19 protein-coding genes are annotated in these 19,035 nt (G+C 36.6%); 6 read left to right on the top strand and 13 right to left on the bottom strand.

All coding sequences use genetic code 11. From position 1 onward, the window contains the following. Positions 1 to 93: 93 nt before the first annotated feature. The 3 genes from miaA to tsaE are packed head-to-tail and all read right to left on the bottom strand — an operon-like array spanning position 94 to position 3,460. Positions 94 to 1,038, bottom strand: coding sequence for a tRNA (adenosine(37)-N6)-dimethylallyltransferase MiaA (miaA, locus tag AOLE_RS06740; protein WP_013197377.1), 945 nt, complete (start codon positions 1,036 to 1,038; stop codon positions 94 to 96). 6 nt (positions 1,039 to 1,044) lie between these two features. Next, the gene (mutL, locus tag AOLE_RS06735; protein WP_013197376.1) at positions 1,045 to 2,994 is read right to left on the bottom strand and encodes a DNA mismatch repair endonuclease MutL; all 1,950 of its coding nucleotides are present in this window, start codon (positions 2,992 to 2,994) and stop codon (positions 1,045 to 1,047) included. Further along, positions 2,987 to 3,460 carry a tRNA (adenosine(37)-N6)-threonylcarbamoyltransferase complex ATPase subunit type 1 TsaE gene (tsaE, locus tag AOLE_RS06730; RefSeq protein WP_013197375.1) on the bottom strand — a complete coding sequence of 158 codons (474 nt, stop codon included), beginning with the start codon at positions 3,458 to 3,460 and terminating at the stop codon, positions 2,987 to 2,989. The genes mutL and tsaE overlap by 8 nt, the downstream gene beginning before the upstream one ends. 120 nt (positions 3,461 to 3,580) lie before the next feature. On the opposite strand from tsaE, the gene AOLE_RS06725 reads away from it, so the two are divergent. The 3 genes from AOLE_RS06725 (at position 3,581) to AOLE_RS06715 (ending at position 5,451) form a co-directional block, all read left to right on the top strand. After that, entirely contained in the window at positions 3,581 to 4,489 is a 909-nt protein-coding gene (locus tag AOLE_RS06725) for a pseudouridine synthase (protein WP_013197374.1), read from the top strand. A gap of 111 nt (positions 4,490 to 4,600) precedes the next feature. Beyond that, the gene (locus tag AOLE_RS06720) at positions 4,601 to 4,909 is read left to right on the top strand and encodes a type II toxin-antitoxin system RelB/DinJ family antitoxin (protein ID WP_013197373.1); all 309 of its coding nucleotides are present in this window, start codon (positions 4,601 to 4,603) and stop codon (positions 4,907 to 4,909) included. A gap of 98 nt (positions 4,910 to 5,007) precedes the next feature. Beyond that, positions 5,008 to 5,451, top strand: a complete 444-nt coding sequence (locus AOLE_RS06715) for a GNAT family N-acetyltransferase (protein WP_002122286.1) — start codon at positions 5,008 to 5,010, stop codon at positions 5,449 to 5,451. Here the strand turns inward: AOLE_RS06715 and AOLE_RS06710 are convergent. Together AOLE_RS06710 and AOLE_RS06705 are read right to left on the bottom strand one after the other, a co-directional pair. Next, the gene (locus AOLE_RS06710) at positions 5,444 to 6,148 is read right to left on the bottom strand and encodes a pseudouridine synthase (RefSeq protein ID WP_013197372.1); all 705 of its coding nucleotides are present in this window, start codon (positions 6,146 to 6,148) and stop codon (positions 5,444 to 5,446) included. The genes AOLE_RS06715 and AOLE_RS06710 overlap by 8 nt on opposite strands. 101 nt (positions 6,149 to 6,249) lie before the next feature. Then, a complete protein-coding gene (locus tag AOLE_RS06705) occupies positions 6,250 to 6,468 on the bottom strand; it encodes a hypothetical protein (RefSeq protein WP_004791556.1) in 219 nt (72 codons plus the stop codon). 251 nt (positions 6,469 to 6,719) lie between these two features. Here AOLE_RS06705 and AOLE_RS06700 point away from each other — a divergent pair, with 251 nt between their 5' ends. Further along, a complete protein-coding gene (locus AOLE_RS06700; RefSeq protein ID WP_004791554.1) occupies positions 6,720 to 7,172 on the top strand; it encodes a DUF441 domain-containing protein in 453 nt (150 codons plus the stop codon). 62 nt (positions 7,173 to 7,234) lie between these two features. Here the strand turns inward: AOLE_RS06700 and AOLE_RS06695 are convergent, their stop codons facing one another. From AOLE_RS06695 to AOLE_RS06685, 3 genes are all read right to left on the bottom strand, one after another. Then, positions 7,235 to 8,155: a LysR family transcriptional regulator gene (locus AOLE_RS06695; protein WP_013197371.1), complete on the bottom strand. Its 921-nt coding sequence runs from the start codon at positions 8,153 to 8,155 to the stop codon at positions 7,235 to 7,237. 288 nt (positions 8,156 to 8,443) lie between these two features. Continuing rightward, the gene (locus AOLE_RS06690) at positions 8,444 to 9,241 is read right to left on the bottom strand and encodes a DUF4198 domain-containing protein (protein ID WP_013197370.1); all 798 of its coding nucleotides are present in this window, start codon (positions 9,239 to 9,241) and stop codon (positions 8,444 to 8,446) included. A gap of 151 nt (positions 9,242 to 9,392) precedes the next feature. Further along, positions 9,393 to 9,821: a hypothetical protein gene (locus AOLE_RS06685; protein ID WP_005306633.1), complete on the bottom strand. Its 429-nt coding sequence runs from the start codon at positions 9,819 to 9,821 to the stop codon at positions 9,393 to 9,395. 227 nt (positions 9,822 to 10,048) lie between these two features. Between AOLE_RS06685 and AOLE_RS06680 the strand changes: the two genes are divergently transcribed. Next, the gene (locus AOLE_RS06680; RefSeq protein WP_023274179.1) at positions 10,049 to 11,242 is read left to right on the top strand and encodes an MFS transporter; all 1,194 of its coding nucleotides are present in this window, start codon (positions 10,049 to 10,051) and stop codon (positions 11,240 to 11,242) included. 32 nt (positions 11,243 to 11,274) lie between these two features. On the opposite strand, the gene AOLE_RS06675 is transcribed toward AOLE_RS06680, so the two are convergent. Further along, positions 11,275 to 12,258 carry an ion transporter gene (locus AOLE_RS06675; protein WP_013197367.1) on the bottom strand — a complete coding sequence of 328 codons (984 nt, stop codon included), beginning with the start codon at positions 12,256 to 12,258 and terminating at the stop codon, positions 11,275 to 11,277. A 119-nt stretch (positions 12,259 to 12,377) separates the two neighbouring features. After that, positions 12,378 to 12,812: a hypothetical protein gene (locus AOLE_RS06670; RefSeq protein WP_013197366.1), complete on the bottom strand. Its 435-nt coding sequence runs from the start codon at positions 12,810 to 12,812 to the stop codon at positions 12,378 to 12,380. 660 nt (positions 12,813 to 13,472) lie between these two features. Here AOLE_RS06670 and AOLE_RS06665 point away from each other — a divergent pair. After that, positions 13,473 to 14,930, top strand: coding sequence for a DASS family sodium-coupled anion symporter (locus AOLE_RS06665; RefSeq protein WP_013197365.1), 1,458 nt, complete (start codon positions 13,473 to 13,475; stop codon positions 14,928 to 14,930). 125 nt (positions 14,931 to 15,055) lie between these two features. Here AOLE_RS06665 and AOLE_RS06660 read toward each other — a convergent pair whose 3' ends face one another. The 3 genes from AOLE_RS06660 to AOLE_RS06650 all read right to left on the bottom strand — a co-directional run bounded on the left by AOLE_RS06660 (position 15,056) and on the right by AOLE_RS06650 (position 18,945). Next, positions 15,056 to 15,637: a hypothetical protein gene (locus AOLE_RS06660; protein ID WP_013197364.1), complete on the bottom strand. Its 582-nt coding sequence runs from the start codon at positions 15,635 to 15,637 to the stop codon at positions 15,056 to 15,058. Between the two features lie 54 nt (positions 15,638 to 15,691). Further along, positions 15,692 to 18,331 (bottom strand): bifunctional aconitate hydratase 2/2-methylisocitrate dehydratase, encoded by a 2,640-nt coding sequence (locus tag AOLE_RS06655; protein ID WP_005306651.1) that lies wholly within the window; start codon positions 18,329 to 18,331, stop codon positions 15,692 to 15,694. A gap of 251 nt (positions 18,332 to 18,582) precedes the next feature. Further along, the gene (locus tag AOLE_RS06650) at positions 18,583 to 18,945 is read right to left on the bottom strand and encodes a hypothetical protein (protein ID WP_004791531.1); all 363 of its coding nucleotides are present in this window, start codon (positions 18,943 to 18,945) and stop codon (positions 18,583 to 18,585) included. Positions 18,946 to 19,035 lie beyond the last annotated feature (90 nt).

Genomic DNA, 19,035 nt, shown 5'->3' with positions numbered 1-19,035 from the left:
TTTAACTCCAAAAAAAAATTTTTAAATCAGCGCAAAAAAACTATCTTTATTTTTCAACTAAAAATTATAAAAAGACAGTGTGCAAATTTTGCTTTATCCATAAGAGTTTCGCAAGTCTTCTTTCGCCTGCTTTATCGTCAAGTAAGTTTTAAAATCGTGTATTTCTTGCAAAGAACGTAACCACGTATATTGACGTTTGGCAAGTTGTCGTGTTGCAAATAAAGCTTTATCCTCCATTTCACGTTTACTTTTGAGACTTAAGTCACTTTTTAATAGAAATTCTAGTGCTTGTCGATAACCCACTGAACGCATTGAGGGTAAATTTTCATCTAAATCGTATTTTTCAATTAGAGCTTCAACTTCACTCAAAAAACCGATATCCCACATTTTGCTTAATCTTTGCTCAATGCGTTGATGTAATTCTACCCGATCTGGAAGTAAAGCATAATTATGAAATATGTATCGATATGGTACGTTTTTGGGTTGTTCTGCCTGCAATTTCGTAATTGGTTCACCCGTAATCTTATAAACTTCTAATGCTCGAATAATCCTTTGCTTATCAGTCACATTAAATTTTACAGCCGCAGCAGGATCTACAGAAACCAATTCATCATAAACGGCCTGCCACCCTTCATTTAAAGCTTTTTCTTCAATTGCTGCGCGAACTTGAGCATCAGCACTCGGCAAATTACCAGACAACCCTTCTAACAATGCCTTAAAGTACAACATAGTCCCTCCTACCAAAATAGGAGTCTTACCGCGTGAATGCATATCATCAATTAACTTACATGCATCCTCAACAAACTGAGCAGCTGAATAAACTTCAAGAGGCGTAATAATATCAATCAGATGATGAGGATAGAGCGCTTGCTCTTCACGCGTTGGTTTAGCCGTGCCGATATCCATATCTTTATAGACGAGTGCAGAATCAACAGAAATTAGCTCAAAATTTCCCCGCTCGTATAATTCACATGCCAAAGCGGTTTTTCCGCTCGCAGTTGGTCCCATTAAATTGATGACGGGCAATTGATTTGACATGTAAAACTACTCTCCTCGAGCAAATAATTTATCTAATTGAGATAATGGAAATGCACGCCAAGTTGGCCGCCCATGGTTACATTGGCTCGCAAATTCAGTTTGTTCCATTTGACGAAGTAAAGCATTCATTTCAGAAAGGCTGAGTTGTCGATGTGCACGCACTGCCCCATGACATGCCATTCCAGCTAATAACTCGTCTCTTTTTTGAAGTAACCCTTGGGCTTCATCATTTGGATCTAAATCATTTAAAAGTTCTGGAATAAGATTTTCAAAATCTGCTTTTTGTAATATGGCAGGCACACCACGAACAATAACTTGCTCATCGCCATATAAATCAATTTCCAAACCTAAGCGCTCAAGTTGAGGTTTTAACTCCTCTACCCTAACAGCCTGCATACGGCTAATAGAAATGACTTTAGGTATAAGTAACTGCTGAGATGTCCAAAATTCAGGTTTATCCCAAGCATTTTTCATTTGTTGTAATAAAATACGCTCATGTGCCGCATGCATATCAACAATAATAAGCCCTTCGGTATTCTGCGCTAGAATATAAATTCCATGAAGTTGAGCAATTGCGATACCTAAAGGAAATTCATCAAATTTAGTTACTGGTTCAATATTTTCATTTAATGAAAAAGTAGCAGGTTGGTCACGTAGAGGCGCTAAGTATGTCTTTAACGCATTATTTAATTGAGCAGAACCATTATATTTTGGTGTTTGATCTGCATAGTGAACAGCTTGCGGACGACTAGCATTAAAATCGGTTAATAACTCTGTTGGTGCGTGCTGAGTCTGTGGCTCACTATCTGCATTTAAAGTTTCATTTGCTCGGTGCAATGAAAATTGTTCTTGATATTTCGGCTGCGGCTGTACTGAATAATCTGATTGTTCATCTACTTTCATCGCTTGAGCTAAATCAGCACTCGCTGTCTGAAATTGCGATAGAGTTTCTTTTGCATAATGCCTTACAAATTCATGCACTTCTCTTTGATTTAAAAAGCGAATTTCATGTTTTGTAGGATGAACATTGACATCAATATTTTCAGGATCGACTTCTAAGAAAAGTAGATAAGATGAATGTTGATGACCATGTAAAATACCATCATATGCCATGCGTAAAGCATGCGAAATTGTTTTATCTTTGACAATACGCCCATTTACATAGACATATTGCATATCAGCCTGCGCACGTGCATCAGAAGGATGGCCTAGCCAACCCGATAAACGCATGCTAATACTTTCAGCATCCATCCAATATGCATTTTGTACGAATTGCGAACCTAATAATTGCTGTACTCGCTGAAAACGCAGCTCGCCGCTATCCGCTATAGGTAAATTAATTCTAATATTATCATTATGCTCAAGCACAAAACGTATATCGAAATGTGTTAGAGCCAAACGGCGAACAATCTCTTCGATATGGCCAAATTCAGTGGTTGGTTTTTTTAGGAATTTACGGCGTGCAGGAACATTAAAAAATAAGTCCTGAACACGTATATGGGTTCCCTTTTGAGCAGCAACAGCTTGTACTTCTTGATGATCAAATGCTGTGCCGTTTACTTCAACTTGATGGCCGATCCCGCTTTCATCTTGGCTACTGGTCAATGTCAATCTTGAAACAGCAGCAATCGAAGCAAGTGCCTCCCCTCGAAATCCTAAACTTACAATAGCGTGTAAATCTTCTGCCGTTTTAATTTTACTTGTGGCATGACGCATAACAGCTAGTGCTAAATCTTCAGAATGAATACCATGCCCATTATCAATAATTTCTATTAGGGTCGAACCACCTTGAGCAATTCGCACGATGAGTTCAGTTGCACCGGCATCGATAGAGTTTTCTAATAATTCTTTAACAACAGATGAAGGACGCTCAATCACCTCACCAGCAGCAATCTGGTTGGCTAACGCTGCGTCTAATGTATGGATACGACGTTGTGTTAGCTTTTCATCAGTCATGAAGCTGTTCCTGCAAAGTCTGATACAAATGTTCTGTAGGTAAAGTTAGGGTTACTAAACGGCTCAACTCATCATCTGACTTTTGAATATCAATAATGATATCGGCCTCTGGAATTTCATCACCACCTTTTGATGGCCATTCAAATAAAAATAATGCGTCTGCGATATCTAAATAATCACGGATTCCCATTAATTCAAGTTCGTACGGATCATTCAAACGATATAAGTCAAAATGAAAAATTTCTTTATCATTAATTTTATATGGCTCAACGAGTGTATAAGTTGGACTTTTAACAGAGCCTTTGTGGCCCAAAGCCTGTAAGAAATAGCGCGTAAGTGTGGTTTTACCCGCACCTAGATCCCCAATTAAATAAATTACACCCGACTGAACATGCTGCGCCAAAGCTTGAGCTAAACGCTCAGTATCTTCTTCATGATTTAAGACCAATTTCAATGAATACGACATAGCACACATAACATGATTCGAAATAATCGATATGATAACATTGCCCTGCCTTAAAAGCCTACTTAAGCCCTAGAAGTTGGCTTTTTTTATATCAATTTTCTTACATATTTACACTTTTTTATGACTAGTCCGAACGATTTTTTGCCACCTATGATTGATGGTGTAAGCGCAAGCCAAGTCTATCTTCCTGCACACACGAATACTCAAACTATTTATGAGTATCTATGCCAACATTTCCAACATATTAAAACGCAAGAGTGGCAACAACGATTTCAAGATGGACTTATTTATGGGGCGAATGGACAAAAACTAACATTAGACAGTCTATATCAAAGTAATACTCATATTTTTTATTATCGCTTTCTTGCATATGAATCACATGTTCCATTTGAACATCGGATTTTATTTGAGAATGATGATTTACTGGTGGTCGATAAACCCCATTTTCTAACGATCAGCCCGACTGGACAATATGTTCAAGAAACGCTTTTAGTCCGACTAAAAAAACAAACAGGCAATGAATTTTTAACTCCTATTCATCGTCTAGACCGTGAAACTGCTGGTGTTGTTCTATTTTGCAAACGGGTTGAGTCGCGTGGTATTTATCAACAATTATTTGCAGAGCGCCAAGTCAATAAAATTTATCACGCTATTGCACCTTATAAAAAAGATTTAAATTTTCCTCAGACACTACATTTGCATTTAGATAAAGGTCATCCTTTTTACACCATGCGGGTTATAGAAAATGCAAAAACAAATACCGAGACCTATATTGAACTCATCGAGCATAACCAGATTTGGGCCAAATATCGCTTAACACCGACAACAGGCAAACAGCACCAACTTCGCGTGCATTTAAGCCATTTGGGAATTCCGATTAAAAATGATCCATTTTATCCAGTAGTTCAACACAAGGCTGAAGATGATTTCTCGGAACCATTACAACTACTAGCTAAGCACATTTCATTTATAGATCCCCTCACAAAAGAGGGAATGTCTTTTAATTCTGAGTTTGAATTGACATTGTAATGTAACCGTAATGACAAAAAGATTATTTTTTATGCCAAAAAGCATTGAAATTACATTGCGATGGTTTAAAATAAATTCCTAAAAATTAAAAATCATTTGGTTTTGTTATTCATGCGAAAAACAGAAGTTTATCAGGTTCGACTTGACTCCCAAGAAAAAAAGCAGGCTTTTGCTGTTTTTAAACAACTGGGAATTACCCCTGCCCAAGCAGTACGACTTTTTTTTAAACAGGTCGTATTAACTAAATCTATTCCTTTTGCTATCGAAAATCAGAATATTAATATGGAACAATTATTAAAGCTGAGAAAAGCAAAAGCATCTTCATTAAGCCAAAATCCATCAACTTTAGCTGAAGATGATGACCATGAAGATTTATTTGAAGAACTTAATGCACTTCTTGGTGAAAGCGACAAAACTTAACACTGTTGCATTTATAAACAAGTTTTAACGTCAAAAAGCTGTTTTTTTCGTTATGCTCTCTTTGTAAAAACATAATGATAAGTTACAAGGAGTGCCAAATGATCGTTAGACGAGCGACTTTTGAAGATTTAGAGCAACTCGCCGTTTTATTTGATGAATACCGCCAATTTTATGGGGCCTCTTCTAATTTTAATGAATCACTTCACTTCCTTAAACAACGTTTTGAGAATAGAGAAAGTGTGTTTTTCATTCATATTAAAGACGATAAAATTACGGGTTTTATTTTACTCTATTTAGGTTTTTCTTCAGTTGCTTGTTCAACTTACTATATCTTAGATGATGTATATGTTACGCCCGTTTTCCGCCGTCAAGGTTCTGCTAAACAGCTAATCGATACAGCAATCTTATTTGCAAAACAAGAAAATGCTTTGCGGATTAGTTTGGAAACTCAAAGTAACAACCATGAATCTCATCGTTTATATGAACAAATGGGATTTATTCGAGATAGTGAGTTCCAAACCTTCCATTGTTTTCTCAAATGATATTTTGAGCGAGCTGTTTTTGTTGTTCAGATAAATAAACCCACTCACCATCTTCAAGTTCAGGCAAAACCAATTGCCCTACTTGATGGCGATGTAATGCTTCTACCTTATTTCCTACAGCTGCAATCATTCTTTTTACTTGATGATAAACACCTTGATGAATCGTCATAGTTAATTGATGCGTTTCTAATATCTTCACATCTGTTGCAGCAAAAACACCTTTTTCTTGATGCAAGCTCACACCTTGGCTCAACATCTCAATTTGCTCAGGTGTAACCGGATCTATAGTCGTAACATGATAAACCTTTGGTACATGTTTACGGGGATGAGTTAAAGCTTGAAGATATTTACCGTCATCGGTAAGTAAAAGTAAGCCCGTCGTATCTTGATCTAAACGACCAATGGCTTGCACACCACGTTGAATCAGGATTTCTGGTAAAAGGCTAAATACGCTTTGATGATGATGGGGCTGGTGTGAACACTCAAAACCTTTTGGTTTTTTTAGAGCAAGGTAAACTTTTTCTCGATATTGATAAGTTTCTCCAAAGAGAGAAAACTCTAAATTTTCTGGAGAGAATTGCTTTTTGAGATCATCTGCAACCTCCCCATCAATACTTACAGATCCGTTTTTTATTAACTGCTGACAATATTTACGTGAACCAAACCCTTGTGATTGTAAAATTTTTTCCAGCAGCATGAAGTTTTCTCATTAGAACTAAGCTGTTATTTTAACGTAGTTTCCACTTTTTACTAAACGCTACGAGCAGCTCTTTACATTTACTTCATGTAACTCGCACACTATTCTTCGACTACTCGATAAATATTTTCGTTCTGTTCACTTTCAAATAATAATTCGGTAGTAGGCAAAATAATTTCATTATCAACAATAATATGTTCAATACGTTGGCTCAGCTTTAACGATTCATTCTCATGTTCAACTAAATTTTTCTTTAGTTGCGCTTTTGCATCATGAATCTGATCAAACTGATCTTTGATTTTGATATCTATAATGTCCATAAATCTGTCCTGTACTCATGAGTAATGACTATTTTTATATCACAATTTTTAAAAACTAAAATTTTTAACTTGTTAATTTATATAACATTGTTTCCAAGCGTAACCAGAAATTAAAACTCTTTAGGATTGAGAGATATACAATCATTTATTCTTAAAAATAAGATTTAAAATCGGCTATATCTTTTAAAGCATTCACATTACGTGTCTTAAATATTATACAATTCCATTTATTTACTTCCTCCGCACTCCCCATGCTTGCCCAATTTGATGTTAATTTAGTTGTTCTACTCGTTCTGTTGATCTGCGGCTTATTAAGTCAAAATGCAGCTGTAACGATTGCAGCCGGTGTGCTCATTGTCGTTAAAATTACGCCATTAAATGAGTTTTTCCCCTATATTCAAGCTCACGGTCTTAATTTAGGAATTCTTATTTTAACGATTGGTGTACTTACTCCCATTGCCAGTGGGAAGCTCAGTGGGGAGAGTATTTTAAAGTCATTTGTTAGTTTTAAATCACTTCTGGCTATTGCAATTGGCTTATTAGTCGCTTGGTTGGGTGGTCGTGGAGTAAAACTAATGTCAAGCCAACCTGACGTGGTTGCAGGCTTACTGATTGGTACAGTTGCTGGTGTTGCTTTACTCCGTGGTGTACCAGTCGGTCCTCTGATTGCGGCAGGCTTACTCTCTTTATTTATTGGTAAATAAGAAGTCGATATAAAAAAGGTGCAATTAAGCACCTTTTTAACACTTAGGCTAAATTTTTATTTTTAGCCAGAATAATATGCATTCCGTTTCAAAGAGAACTTTTCTAACTGCTTTAAAAATCCTTCAAAATAACTTTTTTCTTTTTCTTCAGTTCGATAACCCGCATATAAAGTTCGTCTTAAACCTGTAGGAGAAACACAATCTAAACGGCGGCTTGTGACCCAACCTTTTTGTTCATATTCATTTACTACCCAATCAGGTAAAGCAGCAATACCTCGTCCACTTGCAACAAGCTGAATAAGCATTTGTGTTAAATCAGTTGTTCGTATTTGCCTAGGCTGAATATTCGCAGGAATGAAAAGTTTAGACATGATATCTAAACGGTGCTTATCAACAGGATAAGTAATTAAAACTTCTTCGGCCAACTCTTGAACTGTAATATTTTCAGCTCGTACCAAAGGATGCGTATTTGATAAGACTAACCGTGATTCATATTCAAAAATCGGAAAATACTCAATTCCTTTTAACGCAATTGGATCAGCTGTAATCAGTAAATCAAATTCTGCATTTTGCAAGAGTTCATGCGGATTGGCTTCAAAACCTGAAGCGAAGTCTAAATCGACATCTGGGTATTGCTGGCGATATTGATTTAATAAAGGCATTAACCAGTCAAAACAACTATGACATTCCGATGAAAAAATAATTCTGCCAGTCTGCCCATGCACAATACGCGTGATATCACTGTGGGTAATCTGAATTTGTGGCAAAACATCATCTGCTAACTTTAATAAGCGCTGTCCAACATTAGAAAAACTAACAGGTCTGCTTCGACGATTAACAACCTCTACCCCATACCAATGATCTAATTCTTTTAATTGATGGGAAATGGCAGATGGCGTTAAACAAAGGTCATTTGCTGCCGAAACTAATGAACCATGCTCGCGTAAAGCAACTAGAGTTTTAAGGTGTCGTATTTCTAACATGAGCACAAGCCTACAAAAAGAGATTTATCTATAAATGGGTAAAGCTCATGTTTGCTTTTCCATAAAATTTTCGACAAATCTTCATTAATGAATTTCATTCACTTTAACACAAAATTAGTTAGTTTGTCTCAACATGAATTTTATTTCACTATTTTTACATGGGATGAATGTAGGTATCTTCAAAAATAAAGGAAAATTAAAACGATTTTATAAAAATTTTAAAAGTGGTTAAAAAGCATAAGACAAAAATAGACCTTTATTAGGTCTATTTTTATAAAAAACTAAAAACTACTGTGCTAATACATTTAAACTAATAATCGTATAACTCTGATCTTTAGGTTTTAATTTCAAATTTAGAGGAGCTGTTACTTCTACTAAGTACTCTCCAGCTTTTGGAAAGCTAAGCTCGACCTGACCATTCTTTTCTACCTTAAACTGCTGCACTTGTTTGTCAGTCACACCCTTTTCTCTTACATTAACTTCAGCATAAGCTAAAGGCTGGCCCTTTTCAGTTATAGCTAATTTAACTGGTTGAGCAGCTTTAATCTGGTTTGGATGCACAGAGAAACTAACTTTAATCGGTGTATTAGGAAGCTGAATATCTGAAATTTTTCCCTTAGAAAGATAACTCTGCAATATCCACTCACGTGTTACTTGTTCTGTTTTAATTGTTTTTGTTTTAAGGTCAGTCGGAATCAAATATTCACGTTCTGCTTTCGATGGTGCTTTATCAGCTGGCATATCAACAAATAGATGCCATTCTTTTTGGTCATATACATATTTCAAAGGATAACTCGCCTGAGTTTGAACAATGTATGTGCCCTCTTCAGGTAGATCTACATCAAAAACAGTTACAGACTTATGCATAACTTCTGAGTTGACGGTTTTAAGCTCATTTTTAGGTGTAATTACAGTAAGCTTGGCATCCTTTAAGGCATATTCACTATTTAATGCTTCTTCAGCATAACCAGCAATTACAGGTACTTGAGTCTGTTCAGTTTTATAAGCTACAGGCGCTACATAAGGTTCATGAGCAAAGCCCGTTGTACATATCAATGCAAGTGACGTCATTAGAAATCTATTCATTATTACAAAATCCTGTTGTATGCAAAGTTGAAAAATCAGACAAAATATAAGCGAATATAGTATACACAAATAAAAATAATTCTTATTATCATTAATAGATTTAATTTTACATACAAAAAGACCCGAAGGTCTTTTCTTATTTAATTTGATTTTATTGCTGCTTTATCTTTGGAAATGTCTGATCGAAATCAATTAGCTTATAGCTTTTCACTAAATCATCTGGTCCGTAAGATACTTCGTATGAAGTTTCTTTACCATTAAAATATGCTTCTGTCGGAGTCCCAAATACTTCCCAAAGGCCGATTGAAGCCACATCTGCCACACCATGACCAAAAGCTCTGCCGACTTTCACCCACTTTGAATAACCTTGCTGAAAAGTATAGATCTCAACGCGTGTTCCATCACGGTATTCTGAAAGTACAGGCGCACCAAACTCAGCAATCACATAATTACGAGAACTGCCTGGATTTAGAACATTTAAATTTTTTTTACTTGGTTGATTACCCGCCATAAATACTGCGCAACCAGACATAGATAACATAGCCATACCCATAAGGCAGGTAATAAATAATTTTCTCACGTTTTAGCATCTCTTTTTTTAGATATTTATACAACTTGTTGTAATGCTTAAAGTATTACGCGCTAATCATATATAATTTTTAAAAGTTTTTCGATGAATTATTTCATATAAAAATTTAAATTTACCTCATTTAAATACGTAATCATTTTCTCAATATTTTAGTTTTTTATTATTCTGTTCTCTTTTCCCTTATACTTCTCTTTTTTTGTGTCTTCCCTTAACTTATTATGGCGTCCCCGCAATCCCCTCTTTCTACACATCAACACTATTCTCTCTTTTTAGCAATTTTCTCTCTCGCTGTAGGTGGTTTTTGTATTGGAACTACCGAATTCGTCGCAATGGGACTGATTCAAGAAATTGCAAATAATTTACATATTACAGTACCTGAAGCTGGCCACTTTATTAGTGCCTATGCATTAGGTGTAGTTATTGGTGCTCCTATCATTGCTATTCTCGGAGCCAAAGTTCCGAGAAAAACGTTGTTGCTTGGCTTAATGCTTTTTTATGGTGTAGCTAATGCCTGTACTGCTTTAGCTCATACACCTGAAACTGTTTTAATCTCACGTTTCATTGCAGGTTTACCACACGGAGCATATTTTGGAGTGGGTGCCTTAGTTGCAGCAGAACTAGCGGGTCCATCAAGAAGAGCTTCTGCGGTTGCCCAAATGATGATGGGTCTTACAGTGGCAACTGTAATTGGTGTTCCTCTCGCAACGTGGTTAGGTCAAAATTTTGGCTGGAGAGCAGGTTTTGAATTTTCAGCAACCATTGCATTCGTTACTTTAATTGCTGTTGGCTTCTTTGTACCCAATATTCCAGTCCAAGCTACTGCGAGTATAAAAACAGAGTTAGCTGGCCTTAAAAATATCAATATGTGGCTAACACTAGCGGTAGGTGCTATCGGTTTTGGAGGCATGTTTTCTGTTTATAGTTATGTCTCACCAATTTTGACTGAATATACTCAAGTTAATATCCAAATTGTCCCTATCGCTTTAGCTATCTGGGGTATCGGTATGGTTATTGGTGGTTTAGCAGCGGGATGGCTTGCTGATAAAAACCTAAACAAAACGATTGTAGGTGTATTAATTAGTTCAGCAATCGCTTTTGTTGTTGCCAGTTTCTTAATGAGTAATATCTATAGTGCTATTGCTTCATTATTTTTGATTGGTCTCACCGTAATGGGATTAGGCGGAGCTTTGCAAACCCGTCTAATGGATGTTGCAGGCGATGCCCAAACATTAGCAGCCTCACTTAACCACTCTGCCTTTAATATGGCCAATGCATTAGGTGCATTTTTAGGTGGATGGGTACTCAGCCACCAAATGGGTTGGATCGCGCCAATCTGGGTAGGTTTTGTTTTGAGTCTCGGTGGTCTTATCATTTTACTTATTGCATTTGCTGTTGAAAAAGCCAGTAAGTAAATTTAATCAAAGCAGATGCTAACTTATTATTTCTAATCAGTTAGCTTTCCACCACAGTGTGGACAATAACATTTTTTCTCTCTGACGGACTCTTCTTGTTCTAATACTTTTTCTCGCATAATTTGAACAATCAGGTTATGCGCCTGCTCTTTGGGTAAACCTACTTTTTGACGGATTCGTTCTATTTCAACTTCATCATGTAAAATATCAATGCCTCGTACTTGAAGTAATTCACGAAATTCTTGCTCTAGCCTTTGATTACGCTGGTTAAGTTCATTTGCAAGCCCCGATGCCAAAATACCAGCTGGTAAAGCCGCAATACCAACACCCAAAATTGTAATGAGTGCCCCCAATAACTTTCCTAAACTTGTCACTGGTGTTACATCGCCATAACCCACTGTGGTTAAAGTCACTACAGCCCACCACATAGATTTAGGTATTGAACTAAAAGCTTCTGGCTGAGCCTTGTTTTCAACCACATAAATTCCAGAAGCGGTCATAATAATCATAATGATTAAAATAAAAATAACTGCCTGAAAAGAACCTTTCTCCCGTTTGATCACGCATAACAATATCTGTAGTGAGATGAAATAGCGTGTTAATTTTAATAAACGAAGCAAACGTAAGATTCTGAGCATACGAAGATCAATTCGTACAAAGAAATTGAGATAGGCAGGCAAAATTGCCATCAAATCAATAATTGCTTCCCCGCTTTTCATCCAGTTCAAGCGAATTTTCCATGCAGATTGTGTCGTATCTCGATCTGCAACACTCCACAATCTTAATAAATATTCAATACTAAAAATTGCAATTGAAATAGCTTCAAAATAGTCGAACCAAACACGATAGCTTGTGTACAAATCATTTACTGTTTCTAATAAAACGGCAGCGACATTACCAACAATTAAAACAACTAAAAAATAATTAATACATCTACTTACGGTAGTTTCATAGTCATGATTATGAAGATTATTATAGAAAAACTTACGCAATCCCTTCAACGCTGAATTTTGCATATTGATCTGACCACTTGATATTGTAGATATAGTAAGCTCTCACTGCCTATTCACCAATACGGTCTTTAATAAATTTTCCTTAACACGCTTCGATAATTAAAATTTTATATTTTTCTACTTCAGCTCGCCGCTACACATCGGAATTCATTTTCTTTCCACCACATCACATCATAGATTCCTGGATGTGATTTTAAGATAATATTTATATAATTTTGCAGCACCATAATATGATGGGTAATATCAATTTTTCGAAATAAAAACTTTCTTAAAATAGGTGTATTGGGTGAAATAAAAATTGCGAATCCATTTCTATATTCTTCATAGACACTTATTCCCAGATACATCGTTATTTCAGGCAATGGAATTTCAATTTGCCATCCCCAATTTTCACTATATAGTTCAACATTTAAATGATATCTATTTCTCAATATACTAAAAATATATTGCGCGATGTCTTCAGTTTTTTGAACTAAAATTCCTCCTTCGCTGGAGTTTATTTTTTGTTCATATAGTTGATAATCATCAAATTTAAATTCAACTATTGTCTTTAGCATTCTCAAATTCCCTATATAAAATACCCATATTTTTTTTAATTATTTTTAAGTTCGTTTAATTATTTTAAAACAAAAAACCAGTTAATTACTACTACTATATTCAATTTTATATATATCAAATTTTAAAATGATATATTTAACGTTTTTAAATAAACTCATGACTCATTTCACGCTTTCAATAAAACCAACAACTCAGAAAGACCAATTTTTATCCAATATTATATCTAAGTTATTTTATTTAATAATTTTTTACACCCGTTATACCTTAATCTAGATATATAATTTATTTTTTGATCTTTAATATTTTCTAAAAATTAGTATTAGAATATATTAATTTAATTAGATATCTTTATAGCTTTTTTTAAAATTAACCATACTAAGTACTATTTATTAGACTGATATCTATACAAAGAATTTATCATTCTGACATCCATTTCAGAGTTAAAAGTTCAGAAAAAATTAATAATTTAAGTTTAAATTAAGAAATATTTAACTTAAAAGAATGACGTTTTCATAGAAATGAAAGCTAGTACTTATTGCTTGTGATTTTTTGAATTCTTGAATCATTTAATCGATAATAGAACTTTAATACTTATGTCTTTAGCGATTTACTCATAAAGAACTTTAATTCTTAATCATATGAAAACAAGGGGAAATTACATGGGATTTAAAGCCCTCCCTACACTTATTTCTTTATTTATTACATTGTTAATCTGGTTCGTGATTCCTGTACCAAATGGTGTTGATCCTGATGCTTGGCATTTGTTAGCGATGTTTGTCGGTGTAATTGCCGCAATCATCGGTAAAGCGATGCCAATTGGTGCCATTGCCATTATTGCAATAACTTTAGTCGCTATTACTGGTGTGACTAACACGAGCCCAAGCGGTGCAATTCAAGATGCCCTTAGTAGCTTTGCTAACCCACTCATCTGGTTGATTGGTATCTCCATTATGATCTCTAAAGGTTTGCAAAAAACTGGATTGGGTGCAAGGTTAGGCTATTTATTTATCGCAGTTTGGGGCAAGAAAACCATTGGGATTGGCTATAGCATGGTACTTTCAGAACTCATTCTCGCCCCTGTAACGCCAAGTAATACGGCTCGTGGTGGTGGAATAATTCATCCGATTGTACTGGCAATTTCTACTAGTTATGATTCTGATCCTGCTAAAGGTACCGAAGGTCGGATGGGAAAATATCTATCATTAGTTAACTACCAAGCCAACCCGATTACCTCTGCAATGTTCATTACGGCAACTGCCCCTAACCCATTAGTCGTTGATTTAGTGGCAAAGGCGACCAATAGTGAAATTTCATTGAGTTGGAGTACTTGGGCACTGGCAATGTTACTGCCTGGTTTGATTGCTTTAATTATTATGCCTTTGATTATGTATTTGATGTATCCACCCGAAGTCAAAGAAACACCTAATGCAGCTCAGTTTGCTAAAAGTAAATTAAAAGAAATGGGCCCAGTCAGTAAAAATGAAATCATCATGCTTGGTGTATTCGGTATTTTATTGATGTTATGGGCAGGAATTCCCGCCATGCTTTTGGGCTCTGCTTGGGCTGTTGACCCAACGACGACTGCTTTTATTGGTTTAGGATTATTGCTACTTACAGGTGTGCTCACTTGGGATGATATTCTGACGCAAAAGAACGCATGGGATACAATTACTTGGTTCGCTGCATTAGTCATGATGGCAACTTATTTAAATAAGCTTGGTTTAATCACGTGGTTCTCGAGTATGTTAGAAACCAGTATTGGTCATTTAGGTCTAAGCTGGATGCCTGCTTGTTTATTATTAATGCTTGCTTATCTCTATGCACATTATATGTTTGCTAGCACCACGGCGCATATTACCGCCATGTTTGCAGCCTTTTATACGGCAGGACTTGCACTTGGTGCACCGCCAATGCTCTTTGCTTTAATGATGGCAGCAGCTTCTAGCATTATGATGACCTTAACCCATTATGCGACTGGCACTTCCCCTGTTGTGTTTGGTTCAGGCTACACCACACTTGGTGAATGGTGGAAAGCTGGCTTTGTCATGAGCGTGGTTAATATCATTATTTTTGTAGTGATTGGCGGACTTTGGTGGAAAGTGTTGGGTTATTGGTGATTTTATAAATATGGAGGAACATTCTTATATTAATAGGAATGTTTCTCTAAATTTAAATGCCAATGTATAAATAATATTACCATCAGTATAGATATCTCTTAATCTTAAAAATCTTTTGCCTAATTTTAATTTAAATAAGAATTCTCTCTATCGATCAAGGCATTCCACTCTTCATGACTATAAAGTTTAAGATTGGTCAATTGAGTACCGACTAATAAAAAGTGATCATCCCATGTCAATACTTCTCTACTGTCCTCTAACGTTCTGTTTGAAAAAATGGGGAATAAAATCTCGTTAAAATGCATTATTCCAATTTCAAGTAAATGCTTCACCTCTTTAGGATTCTCAGGAATTGAATAAAAGACAGGTATATGTTTGATTAATTTAGAGGCGATTTCGCGCGGTTCAGAATATAAATCATCTAAATACCATTTTTCATCATCACATCTCCATAGATAGGCAGTAAAACTATTTTGCTTAATTAATAAGGTTTCAGTAATGGCATTTGGGTCTTGATACCAAACAATAAACTCTAGAGCCCTTGTTGGAATTATTGAAAACGTCGGTAATTTTAGATAAGGATAATCTTTTAATATTAGGGAGAATAATTGCTGAATTGAGCTTTCCAACTCTTCAATTTTTTGTTTTTTATTCAAAATATTTTCTAATTCAAAAATATTTTTTTCTATATTTAAAATGCTTTTCATTATAAAAAAATAAGGGCTGATTAATCAGCCCTTATTTTTAGCTAAATCAACAAATTAAGTCAATTGAGCAGCTTGGATTTTCTTAGTATCAACTTGATCAGCTTCTTTAGTATATTCGCTCATCTTGTCGAAGTTTAAGTATTTGTAGATGTCAGCAGAAGCGCTATCGATTTGCGACGCGTACTGTTGATATTCTTCTGGGCTTGGTAATTTACCAAGAACCGCAGCTACAGATGCAAGCTCAGCAGAAGCTAAGTAAACGTTTGCACCTTGACCTAAACGGTTCGGGAAGTTACGAGTAGAAGTCGATACACATGTTGTGTTCGGTGCTACACGTGCTTGGTTACCCATACATAATGAACAGCCTGGCATCTCTGTACGCGCACCAGCACGACCATAGATGTTATACAAGCCTTCTTCCATTAATTGGTGCTCGTCCATACGAGTTGGTGGAGCCAACCATAAACGAGTAGACAATGAACCACCAGGTACTTTATCAAGTAACTGACCCGCTGCACGGAAGTGACCGATGTTCGTCATACAAGAACCGATGAATACTTCATCAATTTTGTCGCCTTGAACGTCAGAAAGAAGTTTCGCGTCGTCTGGATCGTTCGGGCAGCAAAGAATTGGTTCTTTGATGTCAGCAAGATCGATTTCGTAAACTTTTAAGTATTCTGCATCAGCATCAGCTTTTAACAAGCTTGGGTTGTCTAACCACTTCTGCATGTTTTCAGCACGGCGCGCCATTGTACGAGCATCGCCATAACCTTCTGCGATCATCCACTTCAACATGGTGATGTTAGAACGCAAGTATTCAGCAACTTTCTCTTCAGAAAGTGTGATTGAACAGCCAGCAGCAGAACGTTCAGCAGAAGCATCAGAAAGTTCGAATGCTTGCTCAACAGTCAAGTCATTTTCCATTTCTGACAAATCAATCTCAAGGATACGACCAGAGAAGATGTTTTTCTTACCTTTCTTCTCTACAGTTAAGTCACCCGCTTGAATTGCGTAGTAAGGAATTGCATGTACAAGGTCACGTAAAGTGATACCAGGTTGCATTTTACCTTTGAACTTAACAAGTACAGACTCTGGCATGTCAAGTGGCATAACACCAGTTGCAGCTGCGAACGCAACCAGACCAGAACCCGCTGGGAATGAAATACCGATTGGGAAACGAGTATGTGAGTCACCACCAGTACCTACTGTATCTGGAAGTAACATACGGTTTAACCAAGAGTGGATAATACCGTCACCTGGACGTAAAGATACACCACCACGGTTCATGATGAAGTCAGGTAATGTATGGTGAGTTGTTACGTCAACTGGTTTTGGATACGCAGCAGTGTGACAGAAAGACTGCATTACCAAGTCCGCAGAGAAGCCCAAGCAAGCTAAGTCTTTTAACTCGTCACGAGTCATAGGACCAGTTGTATCTTGAGAACCAACTGTAGTCATCTTAGGTTCACAGTAAGTACCCGGACGGATACCTTGACCTTCAGCTAAACCACATGCACGACCAACCATTTTCTGAGCTTGCGTGAAGCCTTTACCAGTGTCAGCAGGTTGTACAGGTGTACGGAACAATGTAGAAGGTGCAAGACCTAATTCTTCACGTGCTTTAGCAGTTAAACCACGACCAATGATCAAGTTAATACGACCACCAGCACGTACTTCGTCTAAAAGTACTGGAGTTTTAAGTTCTGCTTCTGAAATTTGTACGCCATCTTTAAAAGCAGTAACTTTTGCAGCAGCGTGGTCAATTTTCAATACAACTTCGTCGCCCATGTTCATGTTAGCAACGTCGATTTCAACAGGTAATGCACCTGCATCTTCCATTGTATTAAAGAAAATTGGAGCGATTTTAGAACCTAAGCACACACCACCGTCTTTTTTGTTTGGAATGTGTGGAAGTTCGTCACCGAAGAACCAAAGTACAGAGTTAGTTGCAGATTTACGAGAAGAACCTGTACCAACAACGTCACCAACATAAGCAACTTGGTTGCCTTTCGCGATGAGTTCTTTGATTTGGCTTAATGGACCAACTTCACCTGGTTTTTCAGGGTTGATACCATCACGCTCGTTTTTCAACATTGCATTTGCATGTAATGGGATATCTGGACGGCTCCAAGCATCTTGAGCTGGAGACAAGTCATCAGTATTTGTTTCACCAGTTACTTTGAACACAGTGATTTTGATTTCTTCTGGAACATCAGGACGGCTAGTGAACCATTCTGCTTCTGCCCAAGATTGTAAAACAGCTTTAGCTGCAGCGTTACCAGCTTTTGCTTTATCTGCTACGTCATGGAATGCATCAAATACAAGAAGTGTTTTCTTTAATGCTTCAGCAGCTAGGTTTGCAAGTTCAGCATCGTCAAGAAGCTCAACAAGTGGCGCTACGTTATAACCACCAAGCATTGTGCCAAGTAAGTAAACTGCACGTTCTTTAGAAACGAGTGGTGAAGTTGCTTCGCCTTTTGCAATCGCTGCCAAGAACGCTGCCTTTACGTAAGCTGCTTGGTCAACACCTGCAGGAACACGGTTTTCAAGCAAATCAACCAAGAACGCTTCTTCGCCTGCTGGTGGATTTTTTAATAGTTCAACAAGCTGAGCTGTTTGAGCATCATCAAGTGGCTTCGGTGGGACTCCGAGTGCGGCACGTTCTTCAACGTGTTGGCGGTAAGCTTCTAGCACGGTGTTCATTCCTCTTTTTTTGAAAAATTACTTGCAAATTCCAGCTTTCTTAAAAAGCTTCACAAGTAATATGGACTACAAAAGTTTACTAGAGTTCAAGGTAAAAGTTAATGAAAACGGGGTGTTTCTCCGTGATGCCCATTATTTTGTATCTAAATACCCATGTATAAATAACGAACAAATTAGCTAAATTTGGATTGTTTTTGAGCAAAAACACCCCTCAAGAGAGGAAATTCAATAACCTTACACAATTAGAACGATTTATATTTTGGCATTTTGTCATGAGGCGTTATCAAACATTCATCCATCGCTTGCTTTCTAACTTTTTCTTGGAGTGCTTGAGAATCTTGAGTTAATTCTTCTTTTGGAATCGCATAGACTTTGTCAATAATATTAAGAATGAACTTTTTGGTAATATCATCTTCAATTTTATTTGCATGCTCAACGGCCTGAGTTTTTTCAATTGCTTGCTGACGGTCAAAAACAATGCTTCTAGCCGCATTTCCTACGCTAGTACAAAAGCCATGCCATTGCTCTTCAGGTGTTAATGGCTTCTTCTCTGAACAACCAACAAAAAATAAACTCACTGCAATCAATAAAATCTTTTTCATCATTTCACTACACTAATTATTGCTGCCCATATCATACGGAAAATCATCATTTTTGCAAAAACAGTCAAAAAAACCGAGATGATTTCCCCTCGG

The sequence above is a fragment of the Acinetobacter oleivorans DR1 genome, from assembly GCF_000196795.1.
Classification (GTDB): Bacteria; Pseudomonadota; Gammaproteobacteria; order Pseudomonadales; family Moraxellaceae; genus Acinetobacter; species Acinetobacter oleivorans.
This window is presented reverse-complemented; position numbering and strand designations above follow the sequence as displayed.